This is a genomic window from Streptomyces sp. GQFP (genome assembly GCF_021545335.1).
Classification (GTDB): Bacteria; Actinomycetota; Actinomycetes; order Streptomycetales; family Streptomycetaceae; genus Streptomyces.
In genome coordinates this window covers 3082194-3099034 of sequence record NZ_CP089312.1, presented here as the reverse complement: position 1 = coordinate 3099034, position 16841 = coordinate 3082194, and the positions used below count along the sequence as shown (strand labels likewise).

16 protein-coding genes and 2 pseudogenes are annotated in these 16841 nt (G+C 69.9%); 10 read left to right on the top strand and 8 right to left on the bottom strand.

The window, feature by feature from the left end:
* Positions 1-136 precede the first annotated feature (136 nt).
* Together LUX31_RS13440 and LUX31_RS13435 are read left to right on the top strand one after the other, a co-directional pair.
* Positions 137-994, top strand: coding sequence for a PHP domain-containing protein (locus LUX31_RS13440; RefSeq protein ID WP_235475010.1), 858 nt, complete (start codon positions 137-139; stop codon positions 992-994).
* A gap of 49 nt (positions 995-1043) precedes the next feature.
* Positions 1044-1649: a MarC family protein gene (locus LUX31_RS13435; protein ID WP_235475009.1), complete on the top strand. Its 606-nt coding sequence runs from the start codon at positions 1044-1046 to the stop codon at positions 1647-1649.
* A gap of 88 nt (positions 1650-1737) precedes the next feature.
* Here LUX31_RS13435 and LUX31_RS13430 read toward each other — a convergent pair whose 3' ends face one another.
* Complete coding sequence (locus LUX31_RS13430) at positions 1738-1890, bottom strand: hypothetical protein (protein ID WP_107055985.1); 153 nt, start codon at positions 1888-1890, stop codon at positions 1738-1740.
* Positions 1891-2074: 184 nt separating this feature from the next.
* Between LUX31_RS13430 and LUX31_RS13425 the strand changes: the two genes are divergently transcribed.
* Entirely contained in the window at positions 2075-2983 is a 909-nt protein-coding gene (locus LUX31_RS13425; protein WP_235475008.1) for an NYN domain-containing protein, read from the top strand.
* A gap of 22 nt (positions 2984-3005) precedes the next feature.
* Here the strand turns inward: LUX31_RS13425 and LUX31_RS13420 are convergent, their stop codons facing one another.
* Together LUX31_RS13420 and LUX31_RS13415 are read right to left on the bottom strand one after the other, a co-directional pair.
* Entirely contained in the window at positions 3006-3893 is an 888-nt protein-coding gene (locus LUX31_RS13420) for an alpha/beta fold hydrolase (protein ID WP_235475007.1), read from the bottom strand.
* A 403-nt stretch (positions 3894-4296) separates the two neighbouring features.
* The gene (locus tag LUX31_RS13415; protein ID WP_235475006.1) at positions 4297-6996 is read right to left on the bottom strand and encodes a DEAD/DEAH box helicase; all 2700 of its coding nucleotides are present in this window, start codon (positions 6994-6996) and stop codon (positions 4297-4299) included.
* A gap of 470 nt (positions 6997-7466) precedes the next feature.
* Here LUX31_RS13415 and LUX31_RS13410 point away from each other — a divergent pair, with 470 nt between their 5' ends.
* The gene (locus LUX31_RS13410) at positions 7467-8258 is read left to right on the top strand and encodes a ferritin-like fold-containing protein (protein WP_235475005.1); all 792 of its coding nucleotides are present in this window, start codon (positions 7467-7469) and stop codon (positions 8256-8258) included.
* 57 nt (positions 8259-8315) lie between these two features.
* Here the strand turns inward: LUX31_RS13410 and LUX31_RS13405 are convergent, their stop codons facing one another.
* The 5 genes from LUX31_RS13405 to LUX31_RS13385 all read right to left on the bottom strand — a co-directional run bounded on the left by LUX31_RS13405 (position 8316) and on the right by LUX31_RS13385 (position 12121).
* Positions 8316-8585 (bottom strand): hypothetical protein, encoded by a 270-nt coding sequence (locus LUX31_RS13405; protein WP_235475004.1) that lies wholly within the window; start codon positions 8583-8585, stop codon positions 8316-8318.
* A gap of 190 nt (positions 8586-8775) precedes the next feature.
* The gene (gene ltrA / locus LUX31_RS13400) at positions 8776-10194 is read right to left on the bottom strand and encodes a group II intron reverse transcriptase/maturase (protein WP_235475003.1); all 1419 of its coding nucleotides are present in this window, start codon (positions 10192-10194) and stop codon (positions 8776-8778) included.
* 479 nt (positions 10195-10673) lie between these two features.
* Positions 10674-10901 (bottom strand): DUF3107 domain-containing protein, encoded by a 228-nt coding sequence (locus LUX31_RS13395; protein ID WP_235475002.1) that lies wholly within the window; start codon positions 10899-10901, stop codon positions 10674-10676.
* Positions 10902-11036: 135 nt separating this feature from the next.
* Positions 11037-11678, bottom strand: a complete 642-nt coding sequence (locus LUX31_RS13390; RefSeq protein WP_235475001.1) for a TetR/AcrR family transcriptional regulator — start codon at positions 11676-11678, stop codon at positions 11037-11039.
* 206 nt (positions 11679-11884) lie between these two features.
* On the bottom strand, positions 11885-12121 hold the full coding sequence (locus LUX31_RS13385) for a hypothetical protein (RefSeq protein ID WP_235475000.1): 237 nt from the start codon (positions 12119-12121) through the stop codon (positions 11885-11887).
* Positions 12122-12287: 166 nt separating this feature from the next.
* Here LUX31_RS13385 and LUX31_RS13380 point away from each other — a divergent pair, with 166 nt between their 5' ends.
* From LUX31_RS13380 to LUX31_RS37870, 6 genes and pseudogenes are all read left to right on the top strand, one after another.
* Positions 12288-13316: an alpha/beta fold hydrolase gene (locus tag LUX31_RS13380; protein WP_235474999.1), complete on the top strand. Its 1029-nt coding sequence runs from the start codon at positions 12288-12290 to the stop codon at positions 13314-13316.
* Between the two features lie 8 nt (positions 13317-13324).
* Positions 13325-14734: a DUF3152 domain-containing protein gene (locus LUX31_RS13375; RefSeq protein WP_235474998.1), complete on the top strand. Its 1410-nt coding sequence runs from the start codon at positions 13325-13327 to the stop codon at positions 14732-14734.
* Positions 14735-14790: 56 nt separating this feature from the next.
* The gene (locus LUX31_RS37670; RefSeq protein ID WP_328285728.1) at positions 14791-14883 is read left to right on the top strand and encodes an Ms4533A family Cys-rich leader peptide; all 93 of its coding nucleotides are present in this window, start codon (positions 14791-14793) and stop codon (positions 14881-14883) included.
* 162 nt (positions 14884-15045) lie between these two features.
* A pseudogene (locus LUX31_RS13370) lies at positions 15046-15543 on the top strand (ABC transporter substrate-binding protein); the annotation flags it as partial.
* 94 nt (positions 15544-15637) lie between these two features.
* Positions 15638-16453: pseudogene (locus LUX31_RS13365) on the top strand (ABC transporter permease subunit); the annotation flags it as partial.
* A 147-nt stretch (positions 16454-16600) separates the two neighbouring features.
* The gene (locus LUX31_RS37870) at positions 16601-16759 is read left to right on the top strand and encodes an ABC transporter ATP-binding protein (RefSeq protein ID WP_443046053.1); all 159 of its coding nucleotides are present in this window, start codon (positions 16601-16603) and stop codon (positions 16757-16759) included.
* The last annotated feature ends 82 nt before the right edge of the window (positions 16760-16841 follow it).

The window sequence follows — 16841 nt, the reverse complement described above, 5'->3', positions numbered from 1 at the left end:
GGGTGTCTGGGGTGCGTTGCGGGGTGCGGGCCCGGTGGGGGCTTGTCGCGCAGTTCCCCGCGCCCCTAAAAGACAAAAGGCGGCCCGTTATGCTGAGGCGTCCCCCTTGGCGCCGTCACCTGCTGGAGTTCGCACCGTGCGCATCGATCTGCACTGCCACTCCACCGCGTCCGACGGTACGGACACGCCTGCCGAGTTGGTTCGTAACGCTGGGGCTGCCGGGCTGGATGTTGTCGCGCTGACCGATCACGACACGACCCGGGGATACGCCGAGGCGATCGCCGCGCTGCCCGCCGGGCTGACGCTCGTCACCGGGGCCGAGCTGTCGTGTCGGCTCGATGGGATCAGCATGCACATGTTGGCCTACCTGTTCGATCCCGAGGAGCCCGCGCTGTTCGCCGAGCGGGAGCTGGTGCGGGACGACCGGGTGCCGCGTGCCCAGGGCATGGTGGCCAAGCTCCAGGAGCTGGGCGTGCCCATCACCTGGGAGCAGGTCCTGCGGATCGCCGGTGACGGTTCCGTGGGCCGGCCGCATGTCGCGACGGCGCTGGTCGAGTTGGGCGTCGTACCCACCGTGAACGACGCCTTCACCGGGGACTGGCTGGCCGACGGCGCCCGGGCCTACGTACCGAAGCACGAGACCGATCCCTTCGAGGCGCTGCGGCTGATCAAGGGGGCCGGTGGCGTGGCCGTGTTCGCGCACCCGGCCGCGAGCAAGCGCGGACGGACGGTGCCGGAGTCCGCGATCGCGGAGCTGGCCGCCGCCGGGCTCGACGGCATCGAGGTCGACCACATGGACCACGAACCGGCGACCCGCGTGCGGCTGCGCGGCCTCGCGGCGGAGCTGGGGCTGCTGGCCACCGGCTCCTCCGACTACCACGGCAGCCGCAAGACCTGTGTGCTCGGGGAGTACACGACGGACCCCGAGGTGTACGGGGAGATCACGCGGCGGGCCACCGGGGCGTTCCCGGTGCCGGGGACCGGCGGAGCCTGACGGTCGTCCGCGCCCCTCCTCCCCGTACCTACGCAAGGCTCCCTCACCCATGTTCGACGTCGCTGTCTTCGGCTCGCTCTTTCTCACCCTCTTCGTGATCATGGATCCCCCTGGGATCACCCCGATCTTTCTCGCGCTCACCGCGGGGCGCCCGGCCCGCGTGCAGAAGCGGATGGCGTTCCAGGCCGTCTGTGTGGCCGGTGGTGTGATCACCGTGTTCGGGTTGCTCGGGCATCAGATCCTGGACTATCTGCATGTCTCCGTGCCCGCCCTGATGATCGCGGGCGGGCTGCTGCTCCTGCTGATCGCCCTCGACCTGCTCACCGGCAAGACGGACGAGCCCAAACAGACGAAGGACGTGAACGTCGCCCTCGTACCACTCGGCATGCCGCTGCTCGCCGGGCCCGGTGCGATCGTGTCGGTCATCCTGGCCGTGCAGAAGGCGGACGGCGTGGCCATGCAGGTGTCGGTGTGGGCGGCGATCCTGGCCGTCCATGTCGTGCTGTGGGTGGTGATGCGGTACTCGCTGCTGATCATCCGCGTCATCAAGGACGGGGGCGTGGTCCTGGTGACCCGGCTCGCGGGGATGATGCTCTCCGCGATCGCCGTGCAGCAGATCATCAACGGGGTCACCCAGGTGGTCCAGCAGAGCTGATACGCAGAACCCCCGTACGGCTTCGGTGCCGTACGGGGGTTCTGAAGTCTGCTCGTCGTCCGCGAGCGTCATCCGCGCAGGTCGCGCGTTATGAGGCCGAGGTCTCGGCCGGGCGGATCCAGAGGCGCTGCCCTATGGCGGCTGCTTGCTGCACGATCCGGTTGACGGAGGCGGCGTCCACGACCGTACTGTCGACGGGGGTGCCGTCGACGTCGTCAAGACGCATGATTTCGAAGCGCATGGGCTTCTCCCTTCGTCTGGTCATCCTCCTGAGGAGAACTACTTGGTTACGTAGTACTCAACTACGTGAGTGTTACGAACATTCCCTACGCTAAAGAAATTTTTCGAACGTCTAACTACTGCCGGGTAAGAGCTGACCGGGACCGGTTGTGTTCGAAGCGTGACCGCCGAGACAATGGAGGTATATGAACAACGACGACCACGACGATCACGCGGAGCTGAGCGCCCGCCTCGACCGTACGAACGAGCTGCTCCATCGCATGCTCGCCGAGGTGGCGAAGACGCCCTCGACACATGCGATCTTCGTCGACGCCGGATATCTGTACGCGGCCGCGGGCCGGCTCGTCGCCGGGACCGAGGACCGCCGCAGCTACGAACTGGACGCGGAAGGCCTCATCGAGGCGCTCATCGACAAGGCCCGCACGATCTTCGCGGACAGCCGACTGCTGCGCGTCTACTGGTACGACGGTGCCCGGCGCCGCATCCACACCATCGAGCAGCAGTCGATCGCCGAACTACCCGATGTGAAGGTGCGCCTGGGCAACCTCAACGCCAACAACCAGCAGAAGGGCGTCGACTCGCTCATCCGGACCGACCTGGAGTCACTCGCCCGGCACCGCGCCATCAGCGACGCCGCCCTCATCGGCGGCGACGAGGACCTGGTGTCGGCGGTCGAGGCGGCACAGGGGTACGGGGCACGGGTCCACCTCTGGGGCATCGAGGCCCCCGAGGGCCGCAACCAGGCCGAGCCGCTGCTCTGGGAGGTCGACAGCCAGCGCACGTTCGACCTCGACTTCTTCAAGCCGTACGTCGCCCGGCGCACGGCCGCGTCCTACGAGGCGTCGGTCGGGACGCGGCCCACGCGCGAGGACGTGCGGTTCGTGGGCGCGCAGATCGCGGCGAAGTGGCTGGCGGCGCGGGGGCGCGAGTCACTGGTCGAGCTGCTGCCCGGGCATCCGTATCTGCCCGGGTCCGTCGACCAGGACCTCCTGGTGGAGGCGGAGGGGCTGCTCCAGTACTCGCTGCGTGGACAGGCCGAGCTGAGACGGGCGCTGCGGGACGGGTTCTGGGAGCACCTTCAGACGCAGTACTGAGTCGCCTGCTGTCGGCCGGTGGCTACTGACTGATGGTGTCCCAGAAGTCGGCCAGGGCGCGGGCCGTCTCCAGTGGGCGGTCCGTGTTGGGGGAGTGCTCGGCGCCGTCGATGACGGTCCGGTGCGCGCGCAGTCGTACGGCCATGTCGTCGAGGAGCGGGATGGCCCAGGTGCCGTCCTCGGCGCCGGACAGCACGTGGAAGGGCAGTGGCACGGCGGCGAGTTCCGCCACCCGGTCCGGCTCGGTGCACAACTGGCGCCCCGTGGCGACGAGTTGGGCCGGGCTGTTGCCCATCCAGCGGCGGCGCAGATCCTCGCGGTCGTCGAGCCCGGCGTCCAGGGCGTCCACCGAGTCGAGGTCGCCGCCGGCCTGCGGGTCGTCCATGGCCTGGATGGCCTCCCAGACGTCGGCCAAGCTCATTACGGCGAGCGCGTCCCTTAGGAGCTTCGCGCGCTGCTGCTGGGCCTCGGAGATCTCGGCGGGGCCCGAGGAGATGAGGGTCAGGGAGACGAACGGGGTGTGGTCCAGGAGGACGGCGGCTCGGGCGATCTGGCCGCCGAGCGAGTGGCCGACGAGGTGAACCGGGGTGCCTACGGCTGTGGCCTGTGCGAGCACGTCCTGCGCCAACTCGCTCTGCGCGTACGCCGATTCGTCGTCCCGGGGGCCGGGTGACTCGAACTGGCCTCGGCCGTCGATGGCGACGGTGCGGTATCCGCGCGCGGCGAGTGGCTCGTGCGTCGAGATGAAGTCCTCCTTGCTGCCGGTGAACCCGGGCAGCAGCAGAACAGTCCCCTTCGGCTCGGCGCCGGCGCCTACGGAGGCGTCGATGACGGCGAACTCGCCGCGTGCGGTATGCAGCGCGTAGGCACGGGCGCCGGGGGGCGGGGCGAAGGTCAGAGGCCTGCTCATGGGACGAGGTTATCCGGCGGGGGTGCGCGCCAAGTGGTTCGCCCCCGCCGCCCCTACCCGTCCCATCCCTGGGGGCTGCGCCCCCAGACCCCCGCTCCGGCCCTGAAGGGGCCTTGTCCTCAAACGCCGGACGGGCTGGGTATGTCAGCCCGTCCGGCGTTTGAGGACAAGCGCGTTCAGCGCGACCTTCCCACCCACCCGACCCCCGCCGGCCACCCCCCCCAGCCTGTCCGGCGTTTGAGGACGAGGCCGTTCAGGCCGATAAGCGGGGGTCTGGGGGCGCAGCCCCCAGAAGGATGGGACGGGTAGGGGCGGCGGGGGCGAGAAAGCGCAAGGGCTCGGGAAACGCCGACGGCCCGGCCACCTGGGGAGGTGGGCCGGGCCGTCGGGGTGTGGCTGGTGCTCAGGCTTCCACGGTGTCCGTGGTCGCCTTGCCGGTGGCCTCCGGCGCCGCTTCCACCACGACCGTCGGTTCGGCGGCCTTGCGGGTCCGGCGGCGCGGCTTGACCTCGTCCGCGGCCTGCGCCGGGATGTCGGCGACGACCACCTCGACCGCCTTGCCGGCCGTACGGCGACGGGGCTTCGCCTCGGCCGTCTCGGCGGTGTCGACAGCGGCCTCCGCAGCCGACGCCGTCGCCTTGCGGGTACGGCGCGGCTTCGGCTCCGTGGCTTCCGCCTCCACGGCGACCGGGGCCTCGGCGGCCTTGCGGGTCGTACGGCGACGCGGCTTGGCCTCGACGCCCTCCGCCGTGTCCACGGCGGCCTCCGCGGCCGGTGCCGTCGCCTTGCGCGTCGTACGGCGCTTCGGCTCCGGAGTCTCGGCCGAGGTCGGCTGGGCCGGGATCTCGGCGGTCTCCACCACAACCGCCGGTTCGGCGGCCTTGCGGGTGGTCCGGCGGCGCGGCTTCGCCTCGACCGCCTCGGCGGTGTCTACGGCAACCTCGGCGGCCGGGGCGGTCACCTTGCGGGCGGTCGTCCGGCGCGGCTTGGCCTCGACAGTGTCGACCACGGCCTCGGCGGTCACCGCTGCCTTACGCGTCCGGCGCGGCTTCTCCGGGGCGGCCTCGACCGCGACGGGCTCGGTCGTCTTGCGGGCGGTACGACGGCGCGGCTTGGCCTCGATGCCCTCCGCCGTGTCCACGGCGGCTTCCGCAGCCGGGGCCGTCGTGGCCTCGGCGGTGTCGACGACCGGCTCCGCCGTCTTGCGGGTGCGGCTGCGGCGGGGCTGCTCCTCCGGGGCCTCGGCCGGGATGGTCTGGGCGGGGGTGGTCAGCGTCGGTTCCGCCGTCTTGCGGGTGCGGCTGCGGCGGGGCTGCTCCTCCGGGGCCTCGGCCGGGATGGCCTGTGCCGGGGTGGTCAGCGTCGGCTCCGTCGTCTTGCGGGTGCGACGACGGCGCGGCTGCTCCTCCGGGGTCTCGGCCAGGATGGCCTGGTCCGGAGTGGTCAGTGTGGGCTCCGCTGCCTTGCGGGTGCGGCGGCGGGGCTGCTCTGCCGGTGTTTCCGCCTCGGGGGCCTCGGGGGCTTCGGTGACGACGGCCTCGGTCGGCGTGGGCTCCGCCGACCTGCGGGTGCGGCGGCGGCGCGGCTGCTCCGACGCCTCGGGGGTCGTGCCCTCCGCCGTCGCGACCGCGGCCTCGGCCGACGGCTCGACGAACGTCGCCGTCGAGGCGGCCATCGGCTCCGCTGCCGCACCGCGGGTACGGCGACGGCGGCGCGGCGTACGGCGCTCGGTGGGCTGCTCGGACGGGGCGAGGGCATCGGTGACCGGAGTGGACGGCGCGTCCGCGGTGGCGCCGCCACGCGTACGGCGGCGACTGCGCGGCGTACGTGCCGGGCGCTCACGCTCCGCCGGGGCGGAGGCGGCGGCCGGGCCGGAGCGGCCGCCGCGGCCGCGCGGGCCACCGCGTCCGCCCGTCTCGCCGAGGTCTTCGACCTCCTCGGCGCCCAGGCCGGCGCGCGTCCGCTCCGAGCGCGGCAGGACACCCTTGGTGCCGGCCGGGATGCTCAGTTCCTCGAACAGGTGCGGGGACGTGGAGTACGTCTCCGGCGGGTTGTTGAAGTTCAGCTCCAGCGCCTTGTTGATCAGCTGCCAGCGCGGGATGTCGTCCCAGTCGACCAGCGTGATCGCGATGCCCTTGGCGCCCGCACGGCCCGTACGGCCGATGCGGTGCAGGTACGTCTTCTCCTCTTCGGGAGACTGGTAGTTGATGACGTGCGTGACACCCTCGACGTCGATACCGCGCGCGGCCACGTCCGTGCAGACGAGGACGTCGACCTTGCCGTTGCGGAAGGCGCGCAGCGCCTGCTCGCGGGCACCCTGGCCGAGGTCGCCGTGGACGGCGCCGGAGGCGAAGCCGCGCTGCGCGAGCTGGTCGGCGAGATCGGCGGCCGTACGCTTCGTGCGGCAGAAGACCATGGCCAGTCCCCGGCCCTCGGCCTGCAGTATGCGTGCGACCAGCTCGGGCTTGTCCATGTTGTGCGCGCGGTAGACGTACTGCGCGGTGTTCGCGACCGTCTTGCCCTCGTCGTCCGGCGCGGCGGCGCGGATGTGCGTGGGCTGTGACATGTAGCGGCGCGCGAGACCGATGACCGCGCCGGGCATGGTCGCCGAGAACAGCATCGTCTGACGGCGGGCCGGCAGCATGTTCATGATCTTCTCGACGTCGGGCAGGAAGCCCAGGTCGAGCATCTCGTCGGCCTCGTCGAGGACGAGCGCGCGGACGTGCTTCAGGTTCAGCTTCTTCTGGCCCGCGAGGTCGAGCAGCCGGCCCGGGGTGCCGACGACGACGTCGACGCCCTTCTTGAGGGCCTCGACCTGCGGCTCGTACGCCCGGCCGCCGTAGATGGCGAGAACGCGCACGTTACGGACCTTGCCGGCCGTCAGCAGGTCGTTCGTCACCTGCTGGCACAGCTCGCGCGTCGGGACGACGACGAGTGCCTGCGGGGCCTCGGTGAGCTGCTCGGGCTGGGCGCGGCCGGCCTCGACGTCGGCGGGGACGGTCACGCGCTCGAGGAGCGGGAGCCCGAAGCCGAGCGTCTTGCCGGTGCCGGTCTTGGCCTGGCCGATGACGTCCGTGCCGGTGAGGGCGACGGGGAGGGTCATCTCCTGGATGGGAAAGGGGGTGATGATGCCGACGGCTTCAAGCGCCTCGGCGGTCTCGGGAAGGATTCCGAGATCCCGGAAAGTCGTAGTCAGGGCAATGCCTCTTCTGTGTACGCGGTGCGAGGCGAGCGCGGGGGTCGTGTCGGGACCGTGCCGGAAACTTCGGCCGCCTCACGGGCGGGCCGAGTGGCACGGGACCACTGCCGACGCTCGAGCGCTCGTACCGCTGAGGGTCCCTCCGAATTCCGTACGCACTGTGCCGTACGGATGTGGAGAGCTGTCGGGTCGGAGCCGATCGGGCCACCGACCGGGCATCCTCATTCGTGTGGCCCGTCGAGCTACGTCTTTCAACTCAGCGAGCGCATTACCACCATACCCCGGAATCGCGCACATGCGATGGCCGATTCGGTCACGTAGTGGTCGTCACACTGATTGAGCAGGGACTTCCGCCTTGCGGCAGGCGGGCTATTGTGCGCTTCATGACGACGCCTGACAACGCCTCCGGTACCTCCGCGACCCCCGACGAAAGCACAGCAGAAACCGCGGCCGAAGCCGCTCCCGCACTCACCGGAATCGCCGCCCAGGACTGGGCGCAGGCCGCCACCGACCCGCAGTACCGTGCCGCGGTCGTCGACCTGCTCGGCGCGCTGGCGTACGGCGAGCTGGCGGCGTTCGAGCGGCTCGCCGAGGACGCGAAGCTCGCGCCGACGCTCGTCGACAAGTCGGAACTGGCCAAGATGGCGTCGGCGGAGTTCCACCACTTCGAGCAGATCAGGGACCGGCTCACGGAGATCGGCGCCGACGCGACGCAGGCGATGGAGCCGTTCGTCGCCGCGCTCGACGGCTTCCACAAGCAGACGGCGCCCTCCGACTGGCTGGAGGGACTCGTCAAGGCGTACGTCGGTGACTCGATCGCCAGTGACTTCTACCGCGAGGTCGCGGCCCGTCTCGACGCGGACACCCGGCAGCTGGTGCTCGCGGTCCTGGACGACACGGGGCACGCGAGCTTCGCCGTCGAGAAGGTGCGCGCGGCGATCGACGCGGACCCGCGCGTGGGTGGGCGGCTCGCGCTGTGGGCGCGGCGGCTGATGGGCGAGGCGTTGTCGCAGTCGCAGCGGGTGGTCGCCGACCGGGACGCGTTGTCCACGATGCTCGTGGGTGGCGTCGCGGATGGGTTCGACCTCGCGGAGGTCGGGCGGATGTTCTCGCGGATCACTGAGGCGCACACCAAGCGGATGGCTGCATTGGGGTTGGCCGCGTAGTTGTCTGCGGCGCCGCTGTGGCTGGTCGCGCAGTTCCCCGCGCCCCTGTCGGCTCGGCTACGCCGTTGCCGATGATCGGCGGAGTCTTGCCTTAGGGCGCAGCAGCAACGAGACCGAGGCGGCCGAGACCGCCGCTGCGCCCAGCAGGATCAGTACGAAGTGGGCGGCGCCCAGTGCGCTGTGCGTGACGAAGGCGCCGAAGAGGGCTCCGGCCACGCCGGTCGACAGGACCAGGGGGCGGGCCGGGAGACGGTCGGGCAGGCGGTAGGCCGCCGCCCATGCCAGGGCCAGGCCGAGGATCGCGGAGCCGAGTGCTTCCAAGAACATGTCGGGTTCCCTCCCACAGCCTGCCTGCGCGTGACGTTCACAGCCCGTCATACCCGTGACCTGCTGAGAGCAACCCACTTGTAAGGGTGACGTGTGGTCAACCTGTGAATGCGGACCAATCGAGTAGGAGGGACGGGTCGCCCGTCCCTCCTCTCACACCACCGGACATGCGGGCCACGCATCCGGCGGTTCATCCAGCTGATCTCAACCGTTGCCAGGTCGGCTTGAGCATGTGCAGGCCGAGGTCGTCCCAGTGGGTGGTGGGCAGTGCCTGGTTGAGGACGGCAGAGCCCGCGATCCGCCAGTAGCCCTTGCTGGTGCCGCCCCACTCGCGGGACAGCCGCTCGTTGATCCCGAGCTTGCGCAGCATGTGCTGACGGGTCTTCGGCCTCTTCCATTCCTTCCACCGGACCTGCCGCATCCTGCGGTGCAGCCACTTGTCCAGTTCGCGGAACAGGTGTGAACCGTCCGCGAGCCGGAAGTAGCCCATCCAGCCAGCGGTGAAGCGGTTGATCTTCCCGATGCGTTCGGGCATCGCGATGCTCCACCGGCGCGACGTCAGTTCCCTGAGTCGTTCCTTCAGGCGTTTGACCGCCTTCGGGTCGATCCGGATACCGACCTTGCCGCCCCGGGCGAAGTAGAAGCCGAACCCCAGCAGCACCGCTTCGCGGGCGTGGACCACCTTCGACTTGTCCCGGTTGACCTTCAGTTTCAGCCGCTGCTCGACCACGGCCGTGACCGAGTCGAGCACCCTCTGAGCGGCCCGCTTGCTCCGCACGAAGACGCGGACGTCGTCGGCGTAACGCACGAACCGGTGACCACGCCTGAACAGTTCCCGGTCCAGGTCGTCGAGCATGATGTTCGACAAGACGGGCGACAGCGGAGACCCCTGCGGGGTCCCCTCCACACTCGGCATCTTCACGCCGTCCACCATGATCCCGGCTTCCAGATACCTGCGGATCAGTTTCAGAACCCTGCGGTCACTGACTTTCCGCGCCACCCGCGCCATCAGGACGTCGTGCTGGACACGGTCGAAGAACCGGTCCAGATCGAGGTCCACAACCCAGCGGTTGCCGTCCTCGATGGCCCGCCGCGCGACCCGGACCGCCTGATGGGCGGACCGGCCGGGACGAAAGCCGAAGGACGACCCCGAAAAGCCAGGGTCGAAGACGGGCACGAGCACTTGCGCGATGGCCTGCTGGATCAAGCGGTCCAGCACCCGCGGCACCCCCAGCATCCGCTCACCGCCGCCAGGCTTCGGGATGACCACCTGACGGACCGGCGACGGCCGGTAGATGCCCGCATCGAGTTCGGCCCTCACCTCGGGCCAGCGCACCGCAATCCACGGCCTGAGTTCGGCCGTGGTCATGCCGTCCACCCCGGGAGCACCCCGGTTCACTTCAACGCGGTTGAGCGCCGCGAGCAGGTTCTCCTTCGAGAGCATCAACTCCCACAAAGAGCACTCCTGTTCGCGGTGAACGTCCTCCGTGAGACGCGCCGGCCGGTCACTGCGCTCCGCCGGGTCACTTCCGGAATGCACCGGTCCCTCCCCGGTCGGCACCGCCGAAGCGGTATTACTGCGGTCCACGTGACCGGCACGAGCAGTCACCACATCATCCGTTCCACTCGATGTTCGGCCCTTCCCAGCCGCCGTGCCCATCCCGGCTGGTACTACGGCCTCTGCTGACTTCTGCCCGGTCAGCCCCCACCTCCCGGCACGGACCGTCGGCGCGGCGACAACCTCAGCACAACCGACACCCGGACAGATCTCCCCAGGTAAGAACGATCACTGTCCCTGGATCCCCGCCGCGTTTACGCACTGGCCTTCTTGGTGGAGACGGGCATCACCTTCCATGGCAGGCTCACCCGACCAGCACGCCTCATACACGGTTCGTGTTCCTCGGTACCCAGGTCTCGCCTCGGGCTTCCTCCAGACCCCACCTCACGATGACGCCCTTGCCTCCGGCTCGGGGTTAGCACCACCTCTTCCCCCAGGGGACTCACACCCCCAAGCAATCGCCCATGCTGGGCACACCATGGGTGGGGCCCGGCGGTTTCGAACCGCCGGGCCCCACCCATGTGCATGTCCTACAGCGCGCTGAAGCCCACCTTGCGGGCCGTCGGCTCGCCCAGCTCGACGTACGCGAGACGGTCGGCCGGTACCAGGACCTTGCGGCCGTGGTCGTCCACGAGGCTCAGCAGTGCCGACTTGCCGGACAGGGCCTCGGCTACGGCCTGCTCGACCTCCTCGGCGCTCTGACCGCTCTCCAGAACGATCTCGCGGGGCGCGTGCTGCACGCCGATCTTGACCTCCACGGCTATGTCCCTCCGACGGTCAGTGAAGTGCGCGGGCATCCGCGCCGTACCCAGCACACATTAGCCCGGTGAGGGGACGTACATGTTCCGCCCGGGAACGCCAGGAGCGAACAGCCGGTGGGAACAAACGGGCTGTCAGTGGTGCTCGGTGCCGTGCAGCGGGAAGCCGGCGATGCCGCGCCAGGCCAGCGAGGCCAGCAGCTGGACCGCCTGATCGCGCGGCACACTGCGGTCGCTGTGCAGCCAGGACCGCGCCACCACCTGGGAGAGGCCGCCCAGACCGGAGGCGAGCAGCATCGACTCCGGACGCGAGAGGCCGGTGTCCTCGGCGATGACCTCGCAGATCGCCTCCGCGCACTCGTTCGTCACCTTGTCGACACGCTCGCGCACGGCGGGTTCGTTCGTCAGGTCCGACTCGAAGACCAGCCGGAAGGCGCCGCCGTCGTCCTCCACATAGGCGAAGTACGCGTCCATCGTCGCCCGTACGCGCTGCTTGTTGTCGGAGGTCGAGGCCAGAGCCGTACGGACCGACTCGATCAGTGCCTCGCAGTGCTGGTCAAGCAGTGCGAGGTAGAGGTCGAGCTTGCCCGGGAAGTGCTGGTAGAGCACCGGCTTGCTGACGCCCGCCCGTTCGGCGATGTCGTCCATCGCGGCGGAGTGGTAGCCCTGCGCCACGAACACTTCCTGGGCGGCGCCCAGCAGCTGATTCCGTCGGGCGCGACGCGGCAACCGCGTGCCCCGCGGGCGTGCCGCCTCAGTTTGCTCGATGGCTGTCACGCCGCCTCCCAATTTCGTCCACATGCGGTGTGCGCCGCGCGGCCATCGTACTTTTCGGTAACCCTGGTGTGCGCGGTGCGAGCGCAGAAATTCCTCGACCGAGGGACTGTATGTTCCGGGCTAGTTAGTCAAATAGCAACAAATCCTGTGCTGGGTGCGGAGCGGTTGCGGAAGAGCGGTGGCGTTACCGGTATCAGTGGTGGCGGCTACCGGTAGTCGTCCTCGTCCAGTTTCACGACGCGGGCCTGTTCCACGAGGTCGGCCTCGTTGGCGCGGTCGGTGTTCTCGCCGGTGAACGGGGCGTCGTGCTGCTGGGTGACGTCCCTGTGCTGTTCGGCGGCGTCGCCCTCGGGGGCCTCGACGTCGATATCGGTGGCGCTGTCCCCGCCCTCGAAGTCCTCGTCTTCCTCGAAGGTCTCGGGGTCGGTGGGGTCGACGGCCATGCTGGGCTCCCTTCCCGGGGTGTGCGGCCCTACTGCGGGTGCCCTGTTATGAGCCTAGGAGACATGGGGGCCGGACGCCATGCCGTCGGGGCGCCGGGAGGGCGGGACGCGCGCCTGTGACGCCGAACACACGAACCACTGCGTGATCGTCTCGTAACATTGCCGCATGTCTTCGACCGAGCCGCCGTACGTACCGGCCACCAATGTGCTGCCGAAAGTGGCGCCCGTCAGGGTCGCGGAGGGTGAGCGGCTGCGCTCGGTGGGGCTGCCGGGGATCACCCTGACCGTGCGGTCGCGGCCCCCCGCGCGCGAGGGACTGCCTCCCGCGCTGTACGTCCATGGCCTGGGCGGTTCCTCGCAGAACTGGTCGGCGCTCATGCAGCTGCACGACGGGATCGTCGACAGCGAGGCACTCGACCTGCCGGGCTTCGGCGACTCTCCGCCACCGGACGACGGCGACTACTCGATCACCGGGCACGCGCGTGCCGTCATCCGCTACCTCGACGCCTCCGGGCGCGGGCCCGTGCACCTGTTCGGGAACTCGATGGGCGGCGCTGTGTCGACGCGCGTCGCTGCGGTGCGGCCCGACCTCGTCCGGACGCTCACGCTCGTCTCGCCCGCGCTGCCGGAGGTCCGCGTGCAGCGCACCGCGGTGCCGACCGCGCTGCTCGCCCTGCCCGGTGTGGCCCGGCTGTTCACCCGGATGACCGCACAGTGGAGCGCCGAACAGCGCGTCCGCGGCGTCACGGCGCTCTGCTACGGGGATCCTGAGCAGGTGACACCCGAGGGATTCCGCCACGCGGTCGAGGAGATGGAACGACGGCTGCAACTGCCGTACTTCTGGGACGCGATGACGCGTTCCTCGCGCGGGATCGTGAACGCGTACACGCTCGGCGGCCAGCACGGTCTGTGGCGCCAGGCCGAGCGGGTGCTCGCGCCGACCCTCCTCGTCTACGGCGGCCGTGACCAGCTCGTCTCCTACCGCATGGCCCAGCGGGCGGCACGCACCTTCCGTGACTCCCGGCTGCTCTCGCTGCCCGATGCCGGACATGTGGCGATGATGGAGTACCCGGACACGGTGGCAGCGGCGTTCCGTGAACTACTTGGGGACACAGGTGAGTTGACAGCGGATACCGGTACTGTGGCAGCGAGGACCGTCGGCAGCCGGGCCGACGCCGCGAACGCGGGGAGCTGAGACGCGAGGTGGGACGTCACAGCCGCCGCGGCCGTACCGGCGGCAGCGCCAGTAAGGGCGACACGGCGAACATCCCTGTGGTTCAGCAGGGACAGCAGCCTCGACAAGGGCAGCGACCTCAGCAGGGCCCGCAATCCCCACAGCGGCAACAGCCTCAACAGGGCCCGCCTCAGAGGCTTCCTGAAGGTACGCCCGCTCATGGCTTCCCGCGTCTGCCCGACGGCACCCCGGCACACGGGATGCCGCGTTTCCCGGACGGGACCCCTGCTCACGGCTTTCCCCGCATCCGGGGAGGCGGGCATCCCGAGCAGCGGGAAACCGGCGGCGGCTGGGGCGAGTTGGGCACGCGGACCGGCGCCGGGCCGGCCATACCGGGTCAGCGTTCCGCGCCCCCGAACGCGCGGGGACCGCGGCAGGCGTACGTCGACGCCTTCGACGGAGTCGGTACGTCCGGCGCCGAGGACGTCGACCTCTTCGCGCCGCGCGGCCGGGCGCGGCACTCCTCCGATCCCTACGGGGACGTCACCACCTGGGAGTCCGAGGCCGACGCGGGCGACGGGTACGTCCCGCCCGCCGAGCCCGTCAAGGGCAAGGACGGCGGCAAGGGCCGGGCGTTCGCCGGGATCGCGGCTGCCGCCGTCACCACCGTGCTGGCGGTCGTCGTGGCCGGGCAGGTCACCGACGGCCAGGACGACGACGGTGGCGTGCGCACCCAGACCGCGAACGGCTCGGGCCAGGACGTACGGGGCTCCGAGGACTCCGCGGCGGACAGCGACGCTGCTCCTTCCGCGTCCGACGCGCCGGCGGCGGTCACGACACTGACGTACGACCAGAAGATGGCCAAGACGTACGCGCTCGGGGCGACCCTCAAGGGCTCGGGGAAGTTCGACGCGATCCGCGGGTTCGCCAAGGCGCCCGGGACCGGGCAGAAGTACACGTACCGCGTGGACGTCGAGCAGGGGCTCGGGCTCGACGGGACGCTGTTCGCGCAGGCCGTGCAGAAGACGCTCAACGACGACCGCAGTTGGGCCCACAGCGGCGGTCGTACGTTCGAGCGGATCTCCTCCGGCAAGCCCGACTTCGTGATCACGCTGGCGAGCCCCGGCACCACCGCCTTCTGGTGCGCCAAGTCCGGGCTCGACACCACCGAGGACAATGTGTCGTGCGACTCGGCCGCCACCGACCGCGTGATGATCAACGCCTACAGGTGGGCGCAGGGGTCCGAGACCTATGGCGACAAGATCTACCCGTACCGGCAGATGTTGATCAACCATGAAGTCGGCCATCGGCTGGGCTACGGGCATGTGACCTGCGACAAGGACGGCGAGCTGGCGCCGGTCATGCAGCAGCAGACCAAGTTCCTCGACCACGACGGGATCCACTGCCGGGCCAACCCCTGGCCGTATCCCGGGAGTTGACCCGTGGCTCAGAAGTCACGCTGACACGGGTGGAAAGTTCGTTCATAGTTCTGCGCATGTGGTCTGGTCATGTTTCCGAGCACGCCGCCATCGAACTGGCGCCGATCGGCGTGACCCCGCTCTGCGTAGCCGACATTCTCTGTCGCTGACACCTGCCGCCGGCGTGCGTGTCACGACGTCAACCATCTCCTTCTTCGGTCGACCACGACCTGATGCGACCCGACGCCCGGGCAGACGTGTGTTCTCTTCCGTCTCGTTCCTCGTCATTCCGTCTCATCATTCGAGAGGCCGTCTTCCGATGCGCCAACCGTTTGAGGGACTGGCTGATCGGCGCCGCCGACTACCAGGGGCCCTGCAAGGACAAGGGCAAGGGGCTCGACGCGATCGAGACGCCGGACGACCTCACGATTGTCTTCCACCTCGACAAGCCCGAGGGCGAGTTCCCCTACCTGGCCACGCAGACGCAGTTCACGCCGGTCCCGAAGGCCAAGGACACCGGTACGAAGTACGAGGAGCACCCGATCTCGTCGGGGCCGTACAAGGTCGTCAGCAACGAGGGCGACGGCGAGCGGCTGATTCTGGAGCGCAACACCTACTGGTCGGCCGCCACGGACGCGGAGCGCAAGGCGTACCCCGACAAGATCGACGTACGGTCCGGGCTCGACTCCTCGGTGATCAACCAGCGGCTGTCGGCGTCCCAAGGGGCGGACGCCGCGTCCGTCACCACGGACCCCAACCTCGGCCCGGCCGAACTCGCCAAGGTCACCGGCGACAAGGAACTGGCCGCGCGGGTCGGCACCGGGCACTTCTGCTGCTGCCTGCGGGCGCCCTGTTCGTGACCGTCCTCACTCTCACCGTCCTCGGCGACGGCGTACGCACCGCCCTTGATCCGCGCGCGGCAACATCTCCGGTTTCGGCGGGTTCGTCGCCCTCCTCGCCATCTCGGTGATCATCTACGTCGTCTTCTACGTCGCCCCCGGCAACGTCGCCCAGATCACCTGCGGCCCGCGCTGTTCCCCCGCCCAGGTGCACCAGGTCGCCGAGTAACTGCGCCTCGACGACCCGCTGTACCTGCGCTACTGGCACTTCCTGGAGGGCATCTTCGCCGGCCAGGACTACTCGACCGGTACGTCCGTCCAGCACTGCTCGACGCCCTGCCTCGGCCTGTCGTACCAGACCGACCAGCAGGTCACCGAGCTGATCCTGGCGAAGCTGCCGGTCGCCGGCTCGCTCGCGCTCGGCGCGATGGTGCTGTGGCTGCTCATCGGCGTAGGTACCGAAGTGCTCTCCGCCTGGCGGCGCGGCCGGCCCACCGAGCGCATCCTCACCGGCCTCACGGTCGCCGGCACGGCCACGCCCGTCTTCGTCATCGGACTGATCCTGATGATCGTCGTCTGCGGTCAGCTGGAGCTGCTGCCGCTCCCGCAGTACGTGCCCTTCGTCGACGATCCCGAGCAGTGGGCCTGGAACCTGCTGCTGCCCTGGCTGTCGCTCGCGCTCATCGAGTCCGCCAAGTACGCCCGTCTGACCAGGGCGTCGATGCTGGAGACGCTCGCCGAGGACGAGGGGCGCGTACGGGAGCGCGTGGGGGAGTTGCTGGAGCGCGTGGGGCTCGATCCGGCGCACTTCGACCGCTATCCGCACGAGTTCAGCGTCGGACAGCGCCAACGCGTGGGCATCGCACGGGCGTTGGCCGCCGAACCGCGCGTCATCGTCTGCGACGAGCCGGTCTCGGCGCTCGACGTCACGACGCAGGCCCAGGTGGTCGCCCTGCTCGGCGAGTTGCAGCGCGAACTCGGCCTCGCGCTGGTGTTCGTCGCCCATGACCTCGCCGTCGTACGCCAGGTCAGCGATCGCGTCGCGGTGATGCGCCGGGGACGGATCGTCGAGTCGGGCCCCGCCGACGAGGTGTACGGCAGTCCGCAGGACCCGTACACCCGGCAGCTGCTGGCCGCCGTACCCGCTCTGGACCCGGAGATCGCGGCCCGGCGCCGCACCGTGCGACGGGAGTTGACCCCGGCCTGACCGTACATCTGTTCGTGACCATCCGTGCTGGAGTGATCTCTTAGCGCGACCGAACGCGAACCGTACGGGAAAGTTACGACCG

What these genes read in the sequence shown, in the direction of transcription:
- LUX31_RS13435 (WP_235475009.1), top strand. Translation starts at nt 1,044, where the DNA reads ATGTTCGACGTCGCTGTCTTCGGCTCGCTCTTTCTCACCCTCTTCGTG.
- LUX31_RS13430 (WP_107055985.1), bottom strand. Translation starts at nt 1,890, where the DNA reads ATGCGCTTCGAAATCATGCGTCTTGACGACGTCGACGGCACCCCCGTC.
- LUX31_RS13425 (WP_235475008.1), top strand. Translation starts at nt 2,075, where the DNA reads ATGAACAACGACGACCACGACGATCACGCGGAGCTGAGCGCCCGCCTC.
- LUX31_RS13420 (WP_235475007.1), bottom strand. Translation starts at nt 3,893, where the DNA reads ATGAGCAGGCCTCTGACCTTCGCCCCGCCCCCCGGCGCCCGTGCCTAC.
- LUX31_RS13415 (WP_235475006.1), bottom strand. Translation starts at nt 6,996, where the DNA reads ATGACCCTCCCCGTCGCCCTCACCGGCACGGACGTCATCGGCCAGGCC.
- LUX31_RS13405 (WP_235475004.1), bottom strand. Translation starts at nt 8,585, where the DNA reads ATGTTCTTGGAAGCACTCGGCTCCGCGATCCTCGGCCTGGCCCTGGCA.
- LUX31_RS13385 (WP_235475000.1), bottom strand. Translation starts at nt 12,121, where the DNA reads ATGGCCGTCGACCCCACCGACCCCGAGACCTTCGAGGAAGACGAGGAC.
- LUX31_RS13380 (WP_235474999.1), top strand. Translation starts at nt 12,288, where the DNA reads ATGTCTTCGACCGAGCCGCCGTACGTACCGGCCACCAATGTGCTGCCG.
- LUX31_RS37670 (WP_328285728.1), top strand. Translation starts at nt 14,791, where the DNA reads ATGTGGTCTGGTCATGTTTCCGAGCACGCCGCCATCGAACTGGCGCCG.
- LUX31_RS37870 (WP_443046053.1), top strand. Translation starts at nt 16,601, where the DNA reads ATGCGCCGGGGACGGATCGTCGAGTCGGGCCCCGCCGACGAGGTGTAC.